The sequence below is a fragment of the Aureivirga sp. CE67 genome, assembly GCF_015767245.1.
Lineage (GTDB): Bacteria > Bacteroidota > Bacteroidia > Flavobacteriales > Flavobacteriaceae > Aureivirga.
Window position 1 is genome coordinate 707,397 of the sequence record NZ_JADOTV010000001.1, and the last position, 16,750, is coordinate 724,146.

13 protein-coding genes and 9 tRNA genes are annotated in these 16,750 nt (G+C 29.7%); 2 read left to right on the plus strand and 20 right to left on the minus strand.

All coding sequences use genetic code 11. From position 1 onward, the window contains the following. Positions 1–5: 5 nt before the first annotated feature. The 6 genes from I0K12_RS03190 to I0K12_RS21935 form a co-directional block, all read right to left on the minus strand. Positions 6–1,529 carry a DUF6850 family outer membrane beta-barrel protein gene (locus I0K12_RS03190; RefSeq protein WP_196885447.1) on the minus strand — a complete coding sequence of 508 codons (1,524 nt, stop codon included), beginning with the start codon at positions 1,527–1,529 and terminating at the stop codon, positions 6–8. Positions 1,530–1,630: 101 nt separating this feature from the next. Beyond that, positions 1,631–2,962 carry a DUF4876 domain-containing protein gene (locus I0K12_RS03195; RefSeq protein ID WP_196885448.1) on the minus strand — a complete coding sequence of 444 codons (1,332 nt, stop codon included), beginning with the start codon at positions 2,960–2,962 and terminating at the stop codon, positions 1,631–1,633. Positions 2,963–2,983: 21 nt separating this feature from the next. Next, on the minus strand, positions 2,984–5,698 hold the full coding sequence (locus tag I0K12_RS03200; protein WP_196885449.1) for a TonB-dependent receptor domain-containing protein: 2,715 nt from the start codon (positions 5,696–5,698) through the stop codon (positions 2,984–2,986). Positions 5,699–5,963: 265 nt separating this feature from the next. Further along, a tRNA-Arg gene (locus I0K12_RS03205) sits at positions 5,964–6,037 on the minus strand. Positions 6,038–6,139: 102 nt separating this feature from the next. Further along, positions 6,140–6,373, minus strand: a complete 234-nt coding sequence (locus I0K12_RS03210) for a putative signal transducing protein (protein WP_196885450.1) — start codon at positions 6,371–6,373, stop codon at positions 6,140–6,142. Between the two features lie 13 nt (positions 6,374–6,386). Continuing rightward, complete coding sequence (locus tag I0K12_RS21935; RefSeq protein WP_231372697.1) at positions 6,387–6,536, minus strand: SsrA-binding protein; 150 nt, start codon at positions 6,534–6,536, stop codon at positions 6,387–6,389. Positions 6,537–6,663: 127 nt separating this feature from the next. Here I0K12_RS21935 and I0K12_RS03215 point away from each other — a divergent pair, with 127 nt between their 5' ends. Continuing rightward, positions 6,664–7,596, plus strand: a complete 933-nt coding sequence (locus I0K12_RS03215; protein WP_196885451.1) for a calcium/sodium antiporter — start codon at positions 6,664–6,666, stop codon at positions 7,594–7,596. 78 nt (positions 7,597–7,674) lie between these two features. Here the strand turns inward: I0K12_RS03215 and I0K12_RS03220 are convergent, their stop codons facing one another. The 14 genes from I0K12_RS03220 to I0K12_RS03285 form a co-directional block, all read right to left on the minus strand. Continuing rightward, positions 7,675–8,112, minus strand: coding sequence for a hypothetical protein (locus I0K12_RS03220; RefSeq protein WP_196885452.1), 438 nt, complete (start codon positions 8,110–8,112; stop codon positions 7,675–7,677). 181 nt (positions 8,113–8,293) lie between these two features. Continuing rightward, complete coding sequence (locus I0K12_RS03225) at positions 8,294–9,535, minus strand: hypothetical protein (RefSeq protein WP_196885453.1); 1,242 nt, start codon at positions 9,533–9,535, stop codon at positions 8,294–8,296. Between the two features lie 19 nt (positions 9,536–9,554). Next, positions 9,555–9,626 (minus strand) — tRNA-Cys (locus I0K12_RS03230). 6 nt (positions 9,627–9,632) lie between these two features. Continuing rightward, positions 9,633–9,705 (minus strand) — tRNA-Val (locus I0K12_RS03235). A gap of 6 nt (positions 9,706–9,711) precedes the next feature. Continuing rightward, a tRNA-OTHER gene (locus tag I0K12_RS03240) sits at positions 9,712–9,783 on the minus strand. Between the two features lie 47 nt (positions 9,784–9,830). Beyond that, positions 9,831–9,900, minus strand: a tRNA-Gly gene (locus I0K12_RS03245). Then, positions 9,901–9,972: transfer RNA gene (locus tag I0K12_RS03250), tRNA-Glu, on the minus strand. A 5-nt stretch (positions 9,973–9,977) separates the two neighbouring features. Continuing rightward, positions 9,978–10,049: transfer RNA gene (locus I0K12_RS03255), tRNA-Glu, on the minus strand. Between the two features lie 9 nt (positions 10,050–10,058). Then, a tRNA-Gly gene (locus I0K12_RS03260) sits at positions 10,059–10,131 on the minus strand. Between the two features lie 79 nt (positions 10,132–10,210). Beyond that, a tRNA-Gly gene (locus I0K12_RS03265) sits at positions 10,211–10,283 on the minus strand. Positions 10,284–10,328: 45 nt separating this feature from the next. After that, positions 10,329–11,705: an SDR family oxidoreductase gene (locus I0K12_RS03270; protein ID WP_196885454.1), complete on the minus strand. Its 1,377-nt coding sequence runs from the start codon at positions 11,703–11,705 to the stop codon at positions 10,329–10,331. Between the two features lie 271 nt (positions 11,706–11,976). Next, entirely contained in the window at positions 11,977–12,966 is a 990-nt protein-coding gene (locus I0K12_RS03275) for an ABC transporter ATP-binding protein (protein ID WP_196885455.1), read from the minus strand. Position 12,967: 1 nt separating this feature from the next. Next, the gene (locus I0K12_RS03280; RefSeq protein WP_231372690.1) at positions 12,968–14,593 is read right to left on the minus strand and encodes an ABC transporter permease; all 1,626 of its coding nucleotides are present in this window, start codon (positions 14,591–14,593) and stop codon (positions 12,968–12,970) included. 117 nt (positions 14,594–14,710) lie between these two features. Continuing rightward, positions 14,711–15,763: a Fe(3+) ABC transporter substrate-binding protein gene (locus I0K12_RS03285; protein WP_196885457.1), complete on the minus strand. Its 1,053-nt coding sequence runs from the start codon at positions 15,761–15,763 to the stop codon at positions 14,711–14,713. A gap of 160 nt (positions 15,764–15,923) precedes the next feature. On the opposite strand from I0K12_RS03285, the gene I0K12_RS03290 reads away from it, so the two are divergent. Beyond that, a complete protein-coding gene (locus I0K12_RS03290; RefSeq protein WP_196885458.1) occupies positions 15,924–16,679 on the plus strand; it encodes a DUF4145 domain-containing protein in 756 nt (251 codons plus the stop codon). Positions 16,680–16,750 lie beyond the last annotated feature (71 nt).

Below are 16,750 nucleotides of genomic sequence, written 5' to 3' on the forward strand. Positions count from 1 at the left end.
TATTATTAGTAATTAAAAGATAAATAAAATTGACTTGTTAAGTTAGTAGTGTTTGAAACTTCGATAGACTTGTCTAGATCTAAATAGAATTCTGGACGAACTTTGATACCGAAATTTAAGTAGTTAGATTTTTTAACTTTTGTTTGAAATCCAATATTTAATTCCGCATCTACAACAGCTGCAGTATTCATTAAAAAGTTTGGATTTGCAATTTCATTTACGAATCGATTATTTTGAGAAAATATTGCAGATTTATCCAAATTATATCTAAATCCAGCTTTAGAAACAAGATAGATTTTTTTAGAATTTTTAAGGTTAAAATCTTTACTGTAGAATAATGTCAATTTCAAATTTGAAAACTCACTTTGGTTTACAGCCTGAAAATCTTTCTTCATCAAATTATAGTAATTCAATTCTAATCCATAATTATAAGAAACCAAATTCTCTGAAGTTTTTTTGATTTTCTGGTAAGAAGCATTCATTTCAATAGAACTACTTTCGTAATTCTTTCCTCTTGTACTTTCCCTGTAGTTTTCTCCAAAAGTATAAGCTCCTGAAAGATTGAAATTTTGATTTCTTTTAAAATCATATAAACCAATTTCTCCAGAATATTTGTCTGTTGTATAAGTTGCCAAAGTAATTGCTTCAACTCCGTCAACATAAGCAAATTCATTTTCTGAAGATTTGTAATTAAATTTAGAAAAGAAAAAAGAAGCATCTTTTTGTAAATAATAAGAAAGACCAAAAAGCGAATTTTTGATTTTTTCTTCATTGTTCAAACCTTTTCCAGATTCTATAAGACCATATCCGAAAGAAGAACGAATATAAAGATCTTCTCTTGCAGGAATATTAAAATAATTGGAATCTCCATCATATCTAATATTCGTTTCATTATCTATTTTTCCTGTTCCAGCAGTGAAACCGAAATAACTATTTTTCACCTTTAAAAATAAACTTAGATCTCCCTGAATATCTAAATATTTTAGTTTTGCTTTTGGTTGAATTGTTCCGAAATATTCGCGAGTGATATAATCTACTTTTAAAGAAGTAAATAAACGATCTTCTAGGATTGGGAAAATAACATTTCCTCTAAGGTTGTAAAATTGATTCTTCCAAGAACCTTCTCCGTAAGCTAAATTATAATGCGGAGATTTTTCTACATCATTTCCGTTGTGATATCTATTCGTAAGACTGAAGGCAGTACCTTCTTGCTGATTTCTATTATAAGAAAGTCCTCCAGCAAATAATGATTTATTTTTTCTGTAAATCCCTTGTCCTTTCAACCCAAAATCCGTTTCCTTTTCTCCTTGTTCTAAATTATAAACACTACTATTTTGATTTTGATAAAACAAATGAATAGAAGTAAAATTCTCCGTTGGAGTGATATAATATAAAAAAGGGTTTTGGTTAAAATCTTCAATCATTTTCTCATAATAGCTATGTTCAAAATTTTGAGAAACGGCATTATTATTTTGAGCAAAACTGATACTCGAAATAATTAATATTAAAAAAGTTGAAAGATTTTTCATGTTTTATGTTTTTGGAATCAGATTTAGGAAAATCCAGAATTTTATAAACTAGGAAAGAGCAGTATTCAAAAAATACTGCTCTTGTTATATTTTGTTATTTGTTATTTCCAAGCTCCAGGAACAGGAACGTTTACTACTTCAAAATCATTTTCAGAATTATTCGTGTCTTGTAAAACTTTTCTATCTCCGAAAGTTTTAGCTACTTTTCTGATGATTGCCTGAGAAGAATAATGTCCTAGAGGAACAGAAGCAACACCTCCATCCACAGAAGTATCTAATCTTCTTGGACTTCTTGAAGTTGGATCTGGCTTGTTTGTTTCAACACCATCAATAATTGCACTGTTTGGAATTTGAATATATCTTTTAGTTCCTTCTACGATTTCTGTAGTCTGCGGAGTTGGTAATTTATCAAAAGACTCGATTTCATCAGTACTGAAAATAATGAAAGAATCTCTTCCTAATGGATCTAAAATTAAATCTTTAGCATTTGTATGGAAAACAACATCTAAATTTGGTACAGCTGGATTATCAACATCAGAATCTAATGGTGTTTTTCCAATAGAATTTAAATAATTAACCATATTAATTTCGAAATCAGCTCCACTTAAATCTACTGTTAAACTTGGATCGTTTACAGAATAAGTTTGATCACCAACAACTAAAGGTTCTTTGTGATTAATTGCTGTTGCAGCAACTACAATACTCTCTCCTGGATTGATTGGATATTGATTTCCAGTTCCAGGAATTTTGAATACGTGATCCGCATATGTGTAATTTGTATTTGAACCAGCTCCTTTTGTTTGTCCAATTGATTTTGACCAATCAAATTGTCCATTAGCTAAAGTATATTCTTTTACAGAAGTTGTAGTTCTTCCATAAACTTGTCCGAAATATAAATTATCAGCATAAATTACTTCGTTTGAGTTATTATAAATTTCGAAAAACATATCTCTAAATCCAGCTCCGTCAAAAAGACTTGATCCAGCATAGAAAATTTGTTTGAATAATAAATTTCCAATTCTTGAAGTTTTTAAAGAAACTGTGTGTTCGTTTACATCAAGATTGATAGAAACTCCTTCTACAACTCCACTAAAGTTTACAACATCTTCTGAAGTAGGAATTCCGAAGAACTCTTCATATTTTTCTTTTGTAAATTGAATTGTTGCTTTTACATTATAAGTTCCAGGATTTACAGCATCAAAAGAAGCTTTTCCTTCTGTAGTAGTATTAGCAGTATAAGAATCTGTTCCTCCTACACTTTCTAATTTTACTTCAATATTTTCAATTGATTTATTATCGAACTCTTCACCAAAATTTGCATTAATAGTAGCTGCAACTGGCTCAATAACGTTTACATCATCATCTTTGCTACAAGAAGCAAGAACAGTAATCATTAACATCGTAATGAAACTAAAACGAAATAATTTATTCATAATTTATGGATTAATTTAATTTTAAAATTTATATGTAATACTACCTCCAAATGAGATAGGTCTATTTAGTTCTCGAATACTAATGGTACCATCGCTATTAACTTCTTCCAATTTTGGTAAATGGTTTAAAAAGTTTACAGCATAAAAAGAAACACGAAGTCCGTTATCGAATTCTTTTGCAAGTTTTAAATGGTAGTTTGCAAAAATTTTAGATCTGTTAGAATTCACTCCTCCAGCACTAGAAGCACTTCTTCGGATAGGTATATATTTATCATTTCCTCTTTCACTTTCAGGAATTTCAAAATAATTCAGATCTCTATCGTAATAAGCAAATGGATTTACATTATAACTGCTTGACCTATAATTTGACATCCAAAATTGTTCTGCTGTAAGCGTAATGACTAAACCAATACTTGAAATATGATGTGTTGCTGTAATGCTACTATTGATTGTTTCATAAGTATTTGGTGTAGCTTTATGTACTCCAATAAATGCTTCAGAATCTGACTCTTCAGAAAAAACATACCCATCTAAATCTGAAAATGTATTCGTATATCGGTAAGAACCTGATAAACTAAATCTTGTATTGATGGCTTTTATTTTTCTAGTACCAATTAATAACTCTAATCCTAAGTTTTTTGAATTTAAAGCATTTGTTGGTTTAGAATATCTTAAAACTGTCGGTGTAGTTCCTGTTTGAACATAATCTGGCTTTCTGTCTTCATAGAAGGTATATTCATAAACTGGTAATTCAGCAATTTCGAATGTAGATTGATTTGTAAATCCATCGTATTGTTTATTGAAATATCCCGTTACAGAAGCATGAAAATATTCGTGATTATAATCAAAACCTGTTTCATACTTTATCGTTTTTGAAGGTTTAATATCTGGATTTTCATATTCTCTTACGAATGTATGTGCCAAAGCAAAAGAATATTGATTTGTTCTATAATCTGCTAACACATAATCATAATAAACTTCTCCAGGAAACAATGTTTGTAAAGCAGGAGATTTTGCAAATAATCCAAACCCAAATCTTGCTTTAAATTGATTATTAAATTTTAGAGTTGTATTAAACCTTGGACTAAAAGTTCCTATTTTATTGTAATTATCATAACGCAAACCAAGTTCTGAAGCCCATAGTTTTCCAAATAATGTAGATTTTATATTTGTGGTTAAATAAGTACTTATTTTTTTATCTGCTGGTACAATATCATTGAAATTTACATTTCTAAAAGCACTTCCTCCACTAGAACTCGAATTCCCTAATAACTTTTGATCTGCTTCGTTAAAGTTTCCTCTACCAAAATTTTTATCAATACCAAAAGTACCTCCTAAACTAATTTTGAATTTTGTTTCATTCAAAGAAAATACTTTTGATGCTTCAATTTTAGTAAAAAATGAAAAAGGTTTGTTCTCTATGTTTTCATGTGCTCTAAAAGCTACAGGAGTATAAGTTGCTTCATAAGTTCCTTCTGTATAACTATTCAAAACTGGCTCTCCTCCATTATTTTTTCTTACACTATTAAATGTTTTATTAATACTATAATCCAAAGAAACCAATGCTTCTAGCTCATTTACAAAAGAGTTTTTATAATATCTTTTATGATTATTACTTATTCTAAATCTATTATTATCAACTTTTTTACGTCTGTCTGAAATAGAATTTGCAACCGAATTATCTGCATTTAAATGCTGCCCGTAAGAAAAAGATAAAGTATTTCTATATTTTCCTTTTTCTTGTTTAAACCAACTTGAACTAAAGTTTATTCGATCAAAATTTGAAATCGAATTTCTAGGATCACTATCCGATTTTAAATAATCCAAACCTAGATTTAAAAAACCTGTATTTTCTCCTAAAGAAACTCCTTTTGAAAGCGAAGCTCCAATGGAACCTCCACGTAGTGTAGAACTAAACCTAAAAGGTGTATGTCCGTGTGCTTTATTAATTTTAATCAATCCAGTATTATGATCTCCATATTTTGCAGAAGAAATTCCCTGAACAATATCTATAGATTCAATGTTTTCTAAAGAAAGATTTTTTAAGTCTAATCCCATTCCAACGCTGTTATTTGCTGTAGCATTATTAAAAATTCCTAAATAAGAACCTCTACCTCCACTCAAAGAAACATTGTTGTTTATAGGAACTCCATCGATTACATATCCAACACCAAAAGAATTATTAATTAAATATGGATTATTTGATGCTCCAAGACCTTTATCTGTATTATTTGCTTGTCCTTCATCAAAAATAGCTGTACGAAGTGTCAGAATTTGTCTTTCATGAAGATTCGATTCTGAAATAGATTTCCCAGGAATCAATTGCATTACATCTGCCAAACTTTGTGCTTGTACCAATTCTATTGCTTGTTTTTCTAAGACAATATTGGATCCCGTACTTTTTTTACTTCTTTTTGCTGTAACAACTACTTCATCAATTTTTAAATTGTCTTCTTTTAAATAAATGATATTTTCTTTCGGAAGACTTTTATAAGTTTTTATAACATCTACTTTTCCTAAAAGATGAAATTTAAACGTAATTGGATAAACTTTTACCGGAAATTCAAAATACCCATTTTCATTCGTTACAGTCCATCTCAGAGATCCTTGATCTTTTACAAGAACATCTCTCAATGGTTGTTTCGTTTCATTATCTAGCACTTTCCCTCTGAACTGACCAAAGGAATTTATTACTATAAAAAAGAAAAAAATACTAAAGCTGATTTTAGCCTTCATGGGTTGAAATATTTTGAAGGCGCAAAACTATATAGAATTAGTCTAAATAAAAATTATATTAACAAGAGGAAAGTTAAGATGGATTTTACTTTATAAACAAGAATAAAAATATCATTGATTATTTCATTTTTTTTTCACATAAACAGTAAAATAAAACTCTTAAAACAAATTGATTTTTAAATTATATTTTTTTTGTTAAAATTTTAACTTAAGAAAAGTATAAAAATAAAAAAAGCTCAACGTAATGTTGAGCTTTTTGTTTCTGTGACCTCGGCAGGATTCAAACCTGCAACCTCTTGAGCCGTAATCAAGTGCACTATTCAGTTATGCTACGAGGCCTATTGCTTTGTTTTTGCGGTTGCAAATATACAAGCTTTTTTATTACTACCAAACATTTTTAAAAAAAATATAAAACTTTTTTTATCAAAAATATTTAAGCAGCTATTTATCAGATTCTTGTATTTTTAAAAATTTATCAATTATTGGCTTTGCTTTGTCCAAATCTTCATCTAGTATATAAATTTCAACAAAATCAGCCATTCCTGTAATTACTCCACCTTCTACATCATTTTGAACTAAAGAAGAAACTCCAATCTCTTCCAACAAAGTTTTTAAATGATGTACAGCAATAAGAGAACCCGTATATATTTTGATATGTTTTGAGTGATCGATCATAATATGTTTTTTTTTAAAGAGAGTTTTTAGTAATATAATAACGCCAAGCGATTATCATTAATTGCATTTTGGAAGCTTTACTTAAATCTAATTGCTTTTTCGAATAAGATGGTAAGAGTAATTTGTTCGCTTTTGCAATAAATTTGAAAAATGTTTTAGTCATCATCCTTAAAAGTAATAAAAACTTTATAAAAGTAAGAGAATAATAGATTTATTATTTCTAATTTCATGTTAAAGTAAAATTTTTATACGGCGGATATTCTCTTATCTTTGCCTCAAAAAGGAAATAAATGATTGATTTTTTATATATCGTAATAGGACTTGTCTTATTAGTTTTTGGTGGTGATTTTTTATTGAAAGCTGCTGTAGATTTTTCTTATAAACTTAAAATTCCAAAAATTGTAATTGGAATGACTGTAGTATCTTTTGCTACTTCTGCTCCAGAACTTATTGTTAGTATCAAATCTGCACTAGAAGGTCATGCCGATTTAGCTCTAGGTAATGTAATTGGTTCCAACATTGCAAATATCGCCTTAGTTCTTGGTGTTACCGTTTTGATTACTAAAATCAATGTTGCAAAAGGTTTTATGCAATCCGATTGGTTATTCATGATGTTATCTTCTCTACTTTTATTTGGAGTTTTGACAGTAAATGGTGAAATCGGATTATACACAGGAATTCTTTTTGTAGCATTATTAATTGGATTTTTATTTTATCAATTTAAATTCAAAAAAAGCGATTTAGAAGAAGAAACAGAAGACAACGAAAGCTTACCATTATTAAAAAGTTTTATGTTCTTAGTCTTAGGAGGATTTGGTCTTTGGGCTGGTTCAGAGCTTTTAATTAATGGAGCAACAGGTTTAGCTACAGATTTAGGAGTTTCAGAGCGTGTGATCGCCGTTACCGTTGTTTCTATAGGAACAAGTATTCCGGAGCTTGCTGCTTCTGTAATTGCAGCTATCAAAAAAGAAAAATCAATTTCTTTAGGAAACCTAATCGGATCAAATATCTTCAATATTTTAGCAGTTTTAGGAATAACTTCTATCGTACAGCCAGTTGTAGCACAAGATCAACGATTATTAAATTCAGATATCTACTGGATGCTTGGAGTTGCAGCAATTTTGATTCCATTAATTTTAATTCCAAAGAAAATGGAATTAGGAAAGAAAGAAGGAATTATTCTTTTACTGACATACGGAGCATTCGTTTACATGACTTTATAATACAAACAAAATATATTCAAAAAGCCTCTTTCAGATATTTGAAAGAGGCTTTTTTATTAAATATGTTTTCTAAATGTATTAGTTATTAATACACTTACTCAATGCTAATTTACTACAAGGAACTCCTTGTGCCCAAGTCCAATCATTTTTTGCTCTACGGATTTCATCTGAGTCATATCGATCTTCATAAAAAATCGCAATATCTTCATGAAGTCCGTCTAAATCATCTTCTTCCAATATTTCAACCAAAGGTTCCCAAGAATAAGTACGCATTTGCTCACCATCTGTTTTAAAAGTTATGATAAACTCTTCATGATTGTCATTTGGAATTTTATATTTCTTATCCAAGTTCAAATTTCGAACAGCAGCTCTCAAATCTTCATTCGTTTCCTTAGCTTTTTCATGTATTTTAGCGTCTTCATTTACTTCTGTCGGAACTTTTTGATATCCATAATATACTGCACTTCCTACAATTACCAACAATAAAAAAACAAATCTATTCCTTCCTACTTTCATCCTTTCAACTATTTATTAAATTACTGATTTACATAAAATTAATAAACATATCCTCAAACAGCAATCTCGCTAAATATTTTAACTTAAAAATTAAGAAGTTCTTTTATTTAATTCAAAAATGTTTTTTCTTCAAATAACAATATAAATTCAATCGAATGGACGGAACCCAACTATTAATTTTTCATTTTTTAAATGTTATATCTTTTAAAAGAACTTTATAAAAATCAAGATGACGTTTATATCTATAATCGAAAAAACGTTCAGGTCTATAATCATAACATCTTTTATATTTATAAATAGGAATCACTTCAACTTTATAAGAATCAATATTTAAAGTTTCGATTGTATCTCTAATTCCTCTATAGAATTTTTTCTCAAATTTTTTCGGATTTGTTTTGAAATACTTATAAGATTCATTTCGATGATTTTCTGTTTTAATTTTACCGATATATTTCAATTTCTGAAGACCTGAAATTGCTTTATACACTAACATACCATCAACTCTTTCCAATTTTGGTAAATGTAAAAAATTAGCATCTGATTTTTTCTTGATATGTTTTAACTTTGGTAGATCTAATCCTATATCTAAATCTCTATTGAAATATGGATTTTCCTTAGATCTTATTAAATCACCATGAATAACCTCTAAATTATTTAATTTCAATTCAATAACTCCAGAATCAATAAATAATGTGTTTAGTTCACGTAATTTTAAAAAATGTATGCAATCATGTTCTCTCACCCTTAAATTCCCTCCAATCTTTTCTAATTCATCAAAAAAAACTTCTTTCGCAGAAACTCTACAATAACCTCCAATAAATTTTAATTTAGAAAAACTAAAAACTTCAGGATACTCTTTTTCATTTGACAAATTCCCTGAAATATATTCTAACAAAGGAAAACGAACATTATCCAATCGAACAATATGTAAACTCCCATTTATTTTTTTCAAAGGAAAATTAATTGGCTCTTGCGCATCAACAATTAAACTATAAAAATTATCTTCAGGAAGTTTTTGTAAATCTTGATTTGTTCTTATGGTAAATGTTAATCCTTTTTTTCTTTGCCCTTTCAATTTCATCTCACGAAAATTCTTCAATTTAGGCAAGTCTAAATTATTCTTATTGTAAATCGTACCATTGACAACTAATAATTCTGGCAGAAAACTATCAAACTCATGAATTCTTAGATCTCCATTTATTTTCTTCAATTTAGGTAATTGAATTCCTGAAGCATCCAAAGAACAAAAGCTATGAATTATTTCTAAATTCGGAAAAGAAACATACTTCGCTCGAACTTTACAAAAACCAAAAATTTCTTTTAGTGGAATTTCAACATTTTCAATATAAATCTCCAAATTAAATTTTACATTCTTTGGTAAATCTTGAACTTCTTCCTTTTTATATATTTTAATTGTTTTCATGCAATTTTATTTAAAAAAACACGGTATATGGGATTCGAACCCATGACCTACAGCTTTGCAGGCTGCTGCATTTCCACTCTGCCAATACCGTATATTGGGTAATGTATTGGACTCGAACCAATAACCTGCACCGTGTCAAAGTGCTATTCTTCCAGTTGAACTAACATTACCTTGCTAACAACATACCAGATTCGAACTGGCAACTTTAGTCTAAAAACTATTATTTTTCCAATTAAAACTAATGTCGTTAATTTTTAAACTTGTAAAAGAAATTTGAAACTATAAAATTTCATTTGGTAATGTATTGGATTCGAACCAATATCTTAGATTGGCAGTCTATGTTTTTCCAGTTAAACTAACATTACTGCAGCGCATCAGACTCGAACTGATAACTTAAGCTTGAAGAGCAAATGTTTTTCCAATTAGAACTAACGCTGACTTAGAGTCCCCACTGGATTCGAACCAATAACTTTAGAATGAAAATCAACTGTTTTTCCGGTTAAACTAGAGGACTATTTATTAGTACAGCATATAGGAGTCGAACCTACAACCTTCCGCAAGGAGGGCGAATGCTCTTCCATTTGAGCTAATGCTGCATCTATTTTTTTACTAATATAAAATTACTTTAAAAGCAAATCTCTTTCTAATTAAAACTAAGGCTATTTTTTAGTCAAACGTGGCACACAGGACTCGAACCTGCGACATTCAGCTTGGAAGGCTGACGCTCTTCCATCTGAGCTAATGCCACGTTTCTTTTAAATATTTTTAGGTATGAAATTACATTTTTGGATTTTTACCAATCAGCAATCTTATAATTTTTTAACATAACAGCTGCAATATTACTATTTTTATTTAAAATATCAATAATTGGATGTAAAATTCTTGCTGCACCATCTACAGAATCTAGTGGCGGAATATATCCAATCTCAAATTGTTTCTTTCGCAAAGGTTCTATAGCTCCTGTAGAAACCCAACCAACATCCACAGCATTCATATAAATATTCTTCTCAATATATTCCAAACCAGAAGTCCTTGTAAGCATGTTCAAAGAAGCTTTGGTCATATTGGTATGCGGATGAAATTTCGTTTTATTATGATAACTAAAAATCCCTTCTGAAGAAGTTACATTGATGATAAATCGTTTTTCAAACTTTGAATTTTCTAACAAGGGAGTCAATTTTTGAATCAAATAATAAGGAGAAATCTGATTGATTAAATTCACTTCCAATAATTCAAAAGTCGAAATTTCCTCCAAAGTAGAATTCCAACTTGTTTTCTCTCTTCGATCCACTGGTTGTCCAAATCTTGTCAACTCTCCCGATGTATTCAAAGAAGTTTCCAACAAAGCAGTTTCTTCCAAAACAGGAGTTTTATTCTCAATAAAAAGTGAACTTTCTTTATATTTCTCAATTAAAACATTTTCTTTTTGAATCAATGGCGTGTAAAAATTCACATCATATTTAATCGTTTGCGCAGCATTATTCACCAAAATATCTAAAGCTTCATTTTTTGAAGAATAATATTGAATAAACGCATCCAAAGCTGCCAAATTCCTTAAATCTAAACCATAAATATCCAATCGATCTTTCCAAAGCTCATAATCTTCTTCTTTCTGATAAATCTCCAAAGCCGAAGCAGGAAACCTTGTTGTAATCGTCACATTCGCATTCGCTCGTAAAAACTTCAAAGCCGTAGCATACCCAATTTTCACTCTTCCTCCAGTGATGATTACATTTCTACCCGTAAAATCAAACGTTCTAAATCGGTGCTCGTAGTTTTCTGTTGCACAATTCGGGCAAAGTCTATTATAAAAATAATGCAACAACGTAAATTTTTCATTACAGCAATAACAATTTTTCGCATAATTCAATTTGGTAAAATCTCCTTCCTGAAACGAATCATTATAAAGCGTTTTTTTCTCCAAAGCATTTTTCGAAATAACCGTTTCCTTTATTGTTTCATAATCTTGCTGCTTCAATTCATCTCTCGTCGGAAACCTCTTTTCTTTATGTGGATTTTGCGATTTTTTAGCTTTCTTAGAAATTTTTGCAATCAATCCTCCAAACAATTGATTATCCGGATTATTATACGGATCTTCCTTTAATTCCTGCAAAACTTTTAAGCAATTTTCCCATTCTTCCATCGTAAATGGGTAATCTTCAGTATTCATTTTTTTAATTTTTGCCTAAAATATAAAAAACATTTCAAGCTCCTCACAAATAGAAATGATTTTCAGGGCGAAACCTTTTTCTTCCGTAAAAACTACAGAAAAAAGGTCGGGCTTTCCGTTCCAAGTTTTCTTTTTCAAAAAAAGTTCACTAGGCAAGCCGTGGGCTTCTTAGGTTGCCTCCGTTTGCCAAGTTCCACTAATTTTTGAAAAAAGAAAAGCTTTCCACTACAATCCCTTTCGCAAAAACAAAACAGAAAATTCGAGGTAAAATCTAAAAAACCAACAAATCCTTCTCTTCAAAGCCAACAAAAACAGTTTCTGTATCTAATTTTTCTTTAGAATACACCTGAAAAAAGTTTTCATCATTTAAAACTAATTTCAATTGGTAATTTTCTCCAAGGAACGTTGTGTTCTCAATTTTTGCTTGTGATTTAAAAGAAACTTCTACCGAAAGTTTTAAGTTTTTATTTCGAATAGCATATTCTTTATTTTCTTCTGCTTTGAAGTGAAATTGTGCTAAAACATCTTTTTTCAAAGAAACAACTTCTCCAAAAAGTGAAGCAACATATAAGTTTTTAGGAACTTTATACAAAGTTTCCGCATCTGCTTTTTGAATCAGATTTCCATGTTTTAAAATCAAAATTTCATCCGAAACTGCTAAAGCATCTTGCGTATCATGTGTCACGAAAATTGCCGTAATTCCTGTTTTCTTTACAATTTCAAAAATCTCATTTCGAAGCTGGATTCGCAACATTGCATCCAAATTACTAAAAGGCTCATCCAAGATCAATAATTCTGGTTTTGGCGCAATTGCTCTTGCCAAAGCAACTCGTTGCTGCTGTCCTCCTGACAATTCATGCGGATATCTTTCTTCAAAACCATTTAAACCAACCAAATCCAAAACCTCAGCAATTCTATTTTTTGCTTCTTTTTTGTCTTTGTGTAAACCATAAGCAATATTTTTTGCAACCGTCATATGTGGAAACAAAGCATATTCTTGAAAAACCATTCCGATATTTCGTTTCTCAGGTTTTACAAAAGTTCGATCTGAAGAAACCAAATTATTATTTAAATAAATCTCTCCAGCATCCGAACGCTCCAATCCAGCAATCATTCGAATTAAAGTCGTTTTTCCACTTCCACTTTCTCCAACAAATGAAACTATACTTCCTTTCGCAATAGAAAAATCAATTTCATTTAAAACGTTTGTTTTTCCTCCATCAAAAGATTTTGAAAGTTTTTTTATTTGTAAAATTTCCATGTTAGTCAATGATTAATTTATTTAAAAATATTACAGGTAAAATTCCTGTAAAAATGATGAATAAAGAAGGAATTGAAGCTTCCATGATTAATTCATCACTGGCAAATTCATAAGCTTTTACAGCCAAAGTTTGTACGCTATATGGTTTTAAAATCAAGGTTAAAGGCAATTCTTTCATCACATCTACAAAAACCAAAAGCATAGCGCTTAAAATTCCTTTTTTCAACAAAGGAAATTCCACTTTAAAAAATGTTCTAATATTTCCAATTCCCAACATATTTGAAGATTCTGGCAAAGCATTTCCAATTTTCAAACTTGTGGCTTCAATTGGATTATAAGCAACTGCTAAAAATCGAACGATATAAGCATAAGTCAATCCGATGATACTTCCATTGATGATTAATCCAATCGATTCGGAAGTGAAGTTTTTTGCTACGCCAATCATCCATTTATCTAAAGCTAAAGTTGGAATCATCACACCAACAGCAATTACTGCTCCTGGAATTGCATAACCCAAAACACTAATTTTCGATAAATTCCCAATAAAAGGAATTCGATTCCATTTTGTGAAATAAATCAAACAAATTGCAATCAAAACAGTTCCAATTGCTGCTAAAATCGCAATTCCTAAACTCTGAAAAGCTGTAGTAAAAAATTCGGAAGTAAAGACTTCTTCATAAGTCAACGTTGCCCAATAAATCAATTGGGAAACTGGTAAAAGAAAACCTAAAAACACTGGAACACTTACCCAAGAAAAAACCAACCATTTTTGTCCTTTTGGCAAAACGATCTTCTCTTGTTTTCGCTCTGATTTTACACTATTGGAATACGATATTTTTCTTCTTTGGTATTTTTCTAAAAGTAATAATCCAAAAATAATTGCAACTAATAAAGCTGCTAAATACACTGCTGTTTCTGGTTCTTCTAAAGCAAACCAAGAACGAAATATTCCTGTGGTAAATGTACTTACACCAAAATATTTTGCAGCTCCATAATCGTTTAAAACTTCCATCAAAACCAAAACCAAACCTCCAACAATTGCTGGACGAGCCATTGGCAACAATAGTTTGAAAAAAGTTTTGAACTCTCCTACTCCTAAAAGCTTGGAAACTTCAATTAAATTCGCAGATTGGTGTAAAAAGAAAGCTCTAGAAGCTACATAAACATACGGATAAAGTGAAACACTCAGAATCAAAGCTAATCCGTGAATATTCATGATATCCATTTTCGGAATCTGAATAGCTATTTGTTTTAAAAGCAATTCTAGAGAACCTCCATAATCAAAAAAACCAGCAAAAGCATAAGCTGTGATATAAGAAGGAATTGCAAGTGGCAAAATCAACAGCCACTCTAAATATTTTTGAAAAGGAAATTTATATCTGGAAACAAACCAAGCAGATGAAACTCCAAAAAGTACGGTCAGAAATCCGCAGACAATAATTAAATAAAGTGAATTACCAACATAAGAAGTCAAGACATTTTTTACTAGATGTGACCAAGTTTCTCCTGGTCCACCGAACAGTTTTATAAAAATGGCGATAATTGGTAATGCGATAAAAAAAACAATGGCCAATAAAAAAATTGACCATCGATTAAAATCTCTTTTAAAATGCGTTGTTTTAAACATAAATAGCATTTAGATTTTTATATTTTTCAATGTTTCTTTACAAATCTTAAGAAACAAACTTAGAGTTTTATTCAGAAATTGAATACACCCCTACCCCCTCTCAAGAGGGGAACAAAATTATTTCCATTTTGCTTCATCAAAGATGATAACAGCTTTTTTGTTGTTTTCTCCTAATTTTGACAAAGGTAATGCATCTTCTTTAAATTCTCCCCAAGACTGTAATAATTCTGAAGGTTGCACTTCTGGATTTACTGGATATTCGTAGTTAGCTTTTGCAAAAACTTCTTGTGCATCTTTAGAAATTAAGTAAGCGATAAACTTCTCTGCATTTTCTTTGTTTGGTGCATGCTTAACAACTCCAGCTCCACTAATGTTAATGTGCGTTCCAGTAGTTTCTTGATTTGGGAAGAAAATAGCAACTCCTTCTCCAGCTTTTACTTCTTCTGGTTTCTTAGAGTTCAATAATTTCCCGATGTAATATGTATTTACGATTGCTACATCTCCTTCTCCATTTACAACAGCTTTTACTTGATCTCTATCGTTTCCTTTAGGATTTCTAGCCATATTCTTAACCATTCCTTCAGCCCAAGCTTTTGCTTTTTCATCACCTTCGTTTGCGATGATTGAAGCTAAAAGAGATTGGTTGTAAATATTATTTGAAGAACGAACTAATACTTTTTTATTCCATTTATCAGAAGTTAAATCTTGGTAAGTAGATAATTCTTCTAGCTTCACTCTATCTTTTGCATAAGCCATTACACGAGCTCTTTTCGTTAAAGCAACCCATTTATTATCTTCATCTTTTAAGTTAGCTGGAACTATTTTTAAGATTTCCTCAGAAACGATTGGTTGTAATAAATCTTTATCTTCAGCTCTTACTAATCTTCCTGCGTCTGCAGTAATTAAAACATCTGCTGGAGAATGCTCACCTTCTTGAATCATCTTTTGGATTAACTCATCTGCTTTTGCATTTACAACATTTACTTTAATTCCTGTCTCTTTCTCAAACTTTGCAAAAATATCCTGATCTGCTGGATAGTGTCTATGTGTATACACGTTTACAACTTGTTCCTTTGCTTCAGGTTTTGCTTTTGTTTCCTCTTTTTTCTTGTTATCTCCACAAGAAATTGCAACCATAGCTAATGCAAATATTGCGATTCTTTTTATCATGATGGTGTTTTTTAATTTTGATTTATTTTGGACAAATATAAAACATTATTTAAATCCAATCTAAATAATGTTTAATTAAAAGTTTAAAAGTAAGGAGAAAAAATTAATCTTAGGATTTTTATGAAATTATTATAATTTTACAATAAGTAATAAAATAAAAATGAAAAATCAAATATGGAAGAAAGGTTCTTTTTTAAAGAAAGAAGACTTAATTATATCATGCCCAAAATGTCAAAAATCTAATCTAAAACTTGAGAAATTCAAAAATTTTATAACAGAAAACGGAAATCAATTAGAAAAACATGGATATCCTTATGGTATTGAACACCTTTTTTTAGGAATATTAAAATGTTTAAATGAAAGTTGCAAAGAAATAGTTTCAATTTCTGGGTTTGTTGAAAAAGATATAGAAAATATAGAAATAGATCATAATAACGAATATCAACAAAATTGTTTTGATTATTTCACACCTAATTATTTTTATCCAAACATAAAATATTTTAAATTGAATGAGCAAATTCCTGAAAATATCAGAAATGTAATAAATTTAGCCTTTCATCATTATTTCTATGATTTAAATGCATGTGCTAATAAAATTAGGACTTCTATAGAATTAATTTTAGATGATATTAAAGCTCCTAAAAAGAAAAGAAATAAAAATGGAGAATTAAAAAAAATTAATAACCTTCATAATAGAATTGAACACTTTTCTAAAAAAAATAAAACTTTAGCTATACATATGTTAGCTAATAAGTATATTGGAAATGATGGAAGTCATATAAATAATGTCAAAAGAGAAGATGTTCTGTTAGCTTTAGATAATCTTGAAGAAATAATAAACATTATCTACATTAAAAAAAATCAAAATTTGATCAGTAAGTCTAAAAAGTTAATTAACTCAAGAGAAAACAATTAACCCCATGTCATAAAGATGACATAAGCATGACGCAAGCAAAATGAGTGATTTAAAAGTAGTTTTGCTTAAAT

What these genes read in the sequence shown, in the direction of transcription:
- I0K12_RS03190 (WP_196885447.1), bottom strand. Translation starts at nt 1,529, where the DNA reads ATGAAAAATCTTTCAACTTTTTTAATATTAATTATTTCGAGTATCAGT.
- I0K12_RS03195 (WP_196885448.1), bottom strand. Translation starts at nt 2,962, where the DNA reads ATGAATAAATTATTTCGTTTTAGTTTCATTACGATGTTAATGATTACT.
- I0K12_RS03200 (WP_196885449.1), bottom strand. Translation starts at nt 5,698, where the DNA reads ATGAAGGCTAAAATCAGCTTTAGTATTTTTTTCTTTTTTATAGTAATA.
- I0K12_RS03210 (WP_196885450.1), bottom strand. Translation starts at nt 6,373, where the DNA reads ATGATCGATCACTCAAAACATATCAAAATATATACGGGTTCTCTTATT.
- I0K12_RS21935 (WP_231372697.1), bottom strand. Translation starts at nt 6,536, where the DNA reads ATGACTAAAACATTTTTCAAATTTATTGCAAAAGCGAACAAATTACTC.
- I0K12_RS03215 (WP_196885451.1), top strand. Translation starts at nt 6,664, where the DNA reads ATGATTGATTTTTTATATATCGTAATAGGACTTGTCTTATTAGTTTTT.
- I0K12_RS03220 (WP_196885452.1), bottom strand. Translation starts at nt 8,112, where the DNA reads ATGAAAGTAGGAAGGAATAGATTTGTTTTTTTATTGTTGGTAATTGTA.
- I0K12_RS03225 (WP_196885453.1), bottom strand. Translation starts at nt 9,535, where the DNA reads ATGAAAACAATTAAAATATATAAAAAGGAAGAAGTTCAAGATTTACCA.
- I0K12_RS03270 (WP_196885454.1), bottom strand. Translation starts at nt 11,705, where the DNA reads ATGAATACTGAAGATTACCCATTTACGATGGAAGAATGGGAAAATTGC.
- I0K12_RS03275 (WP_196885455.1), bottom strand. Translation starts at nt 12,966, where the DNA reads ATGGAAATTTTACAAATAAAAAAACTTTCAAAATCTTTTGATGGAGGA.
- I0K12_RS03280 (WP_231372690.1), bottom strand. Translation starts at nt 14,593, where the DNA reads ATGTTTAAAACAACGCATTTTAAAAGAGATTTTAATCGATGGTCAATT.
- I0K12_RS03285 (WP_196885457.1), bottom strand. Translation starts at nt 15,763, where the DNA reads ATGATAAAAAGAATCGCAATATTTGCATTAGCTATGGTTGCAATTTCT.
- I0K12_RS03290 (WP_196885458.1), top strand. Translation starts at nt 15,924, where the DNA reads ATGAAAAATCAAATATGGAAGAAAGGTTCTTTTTTAAAGAAAGAAGAC.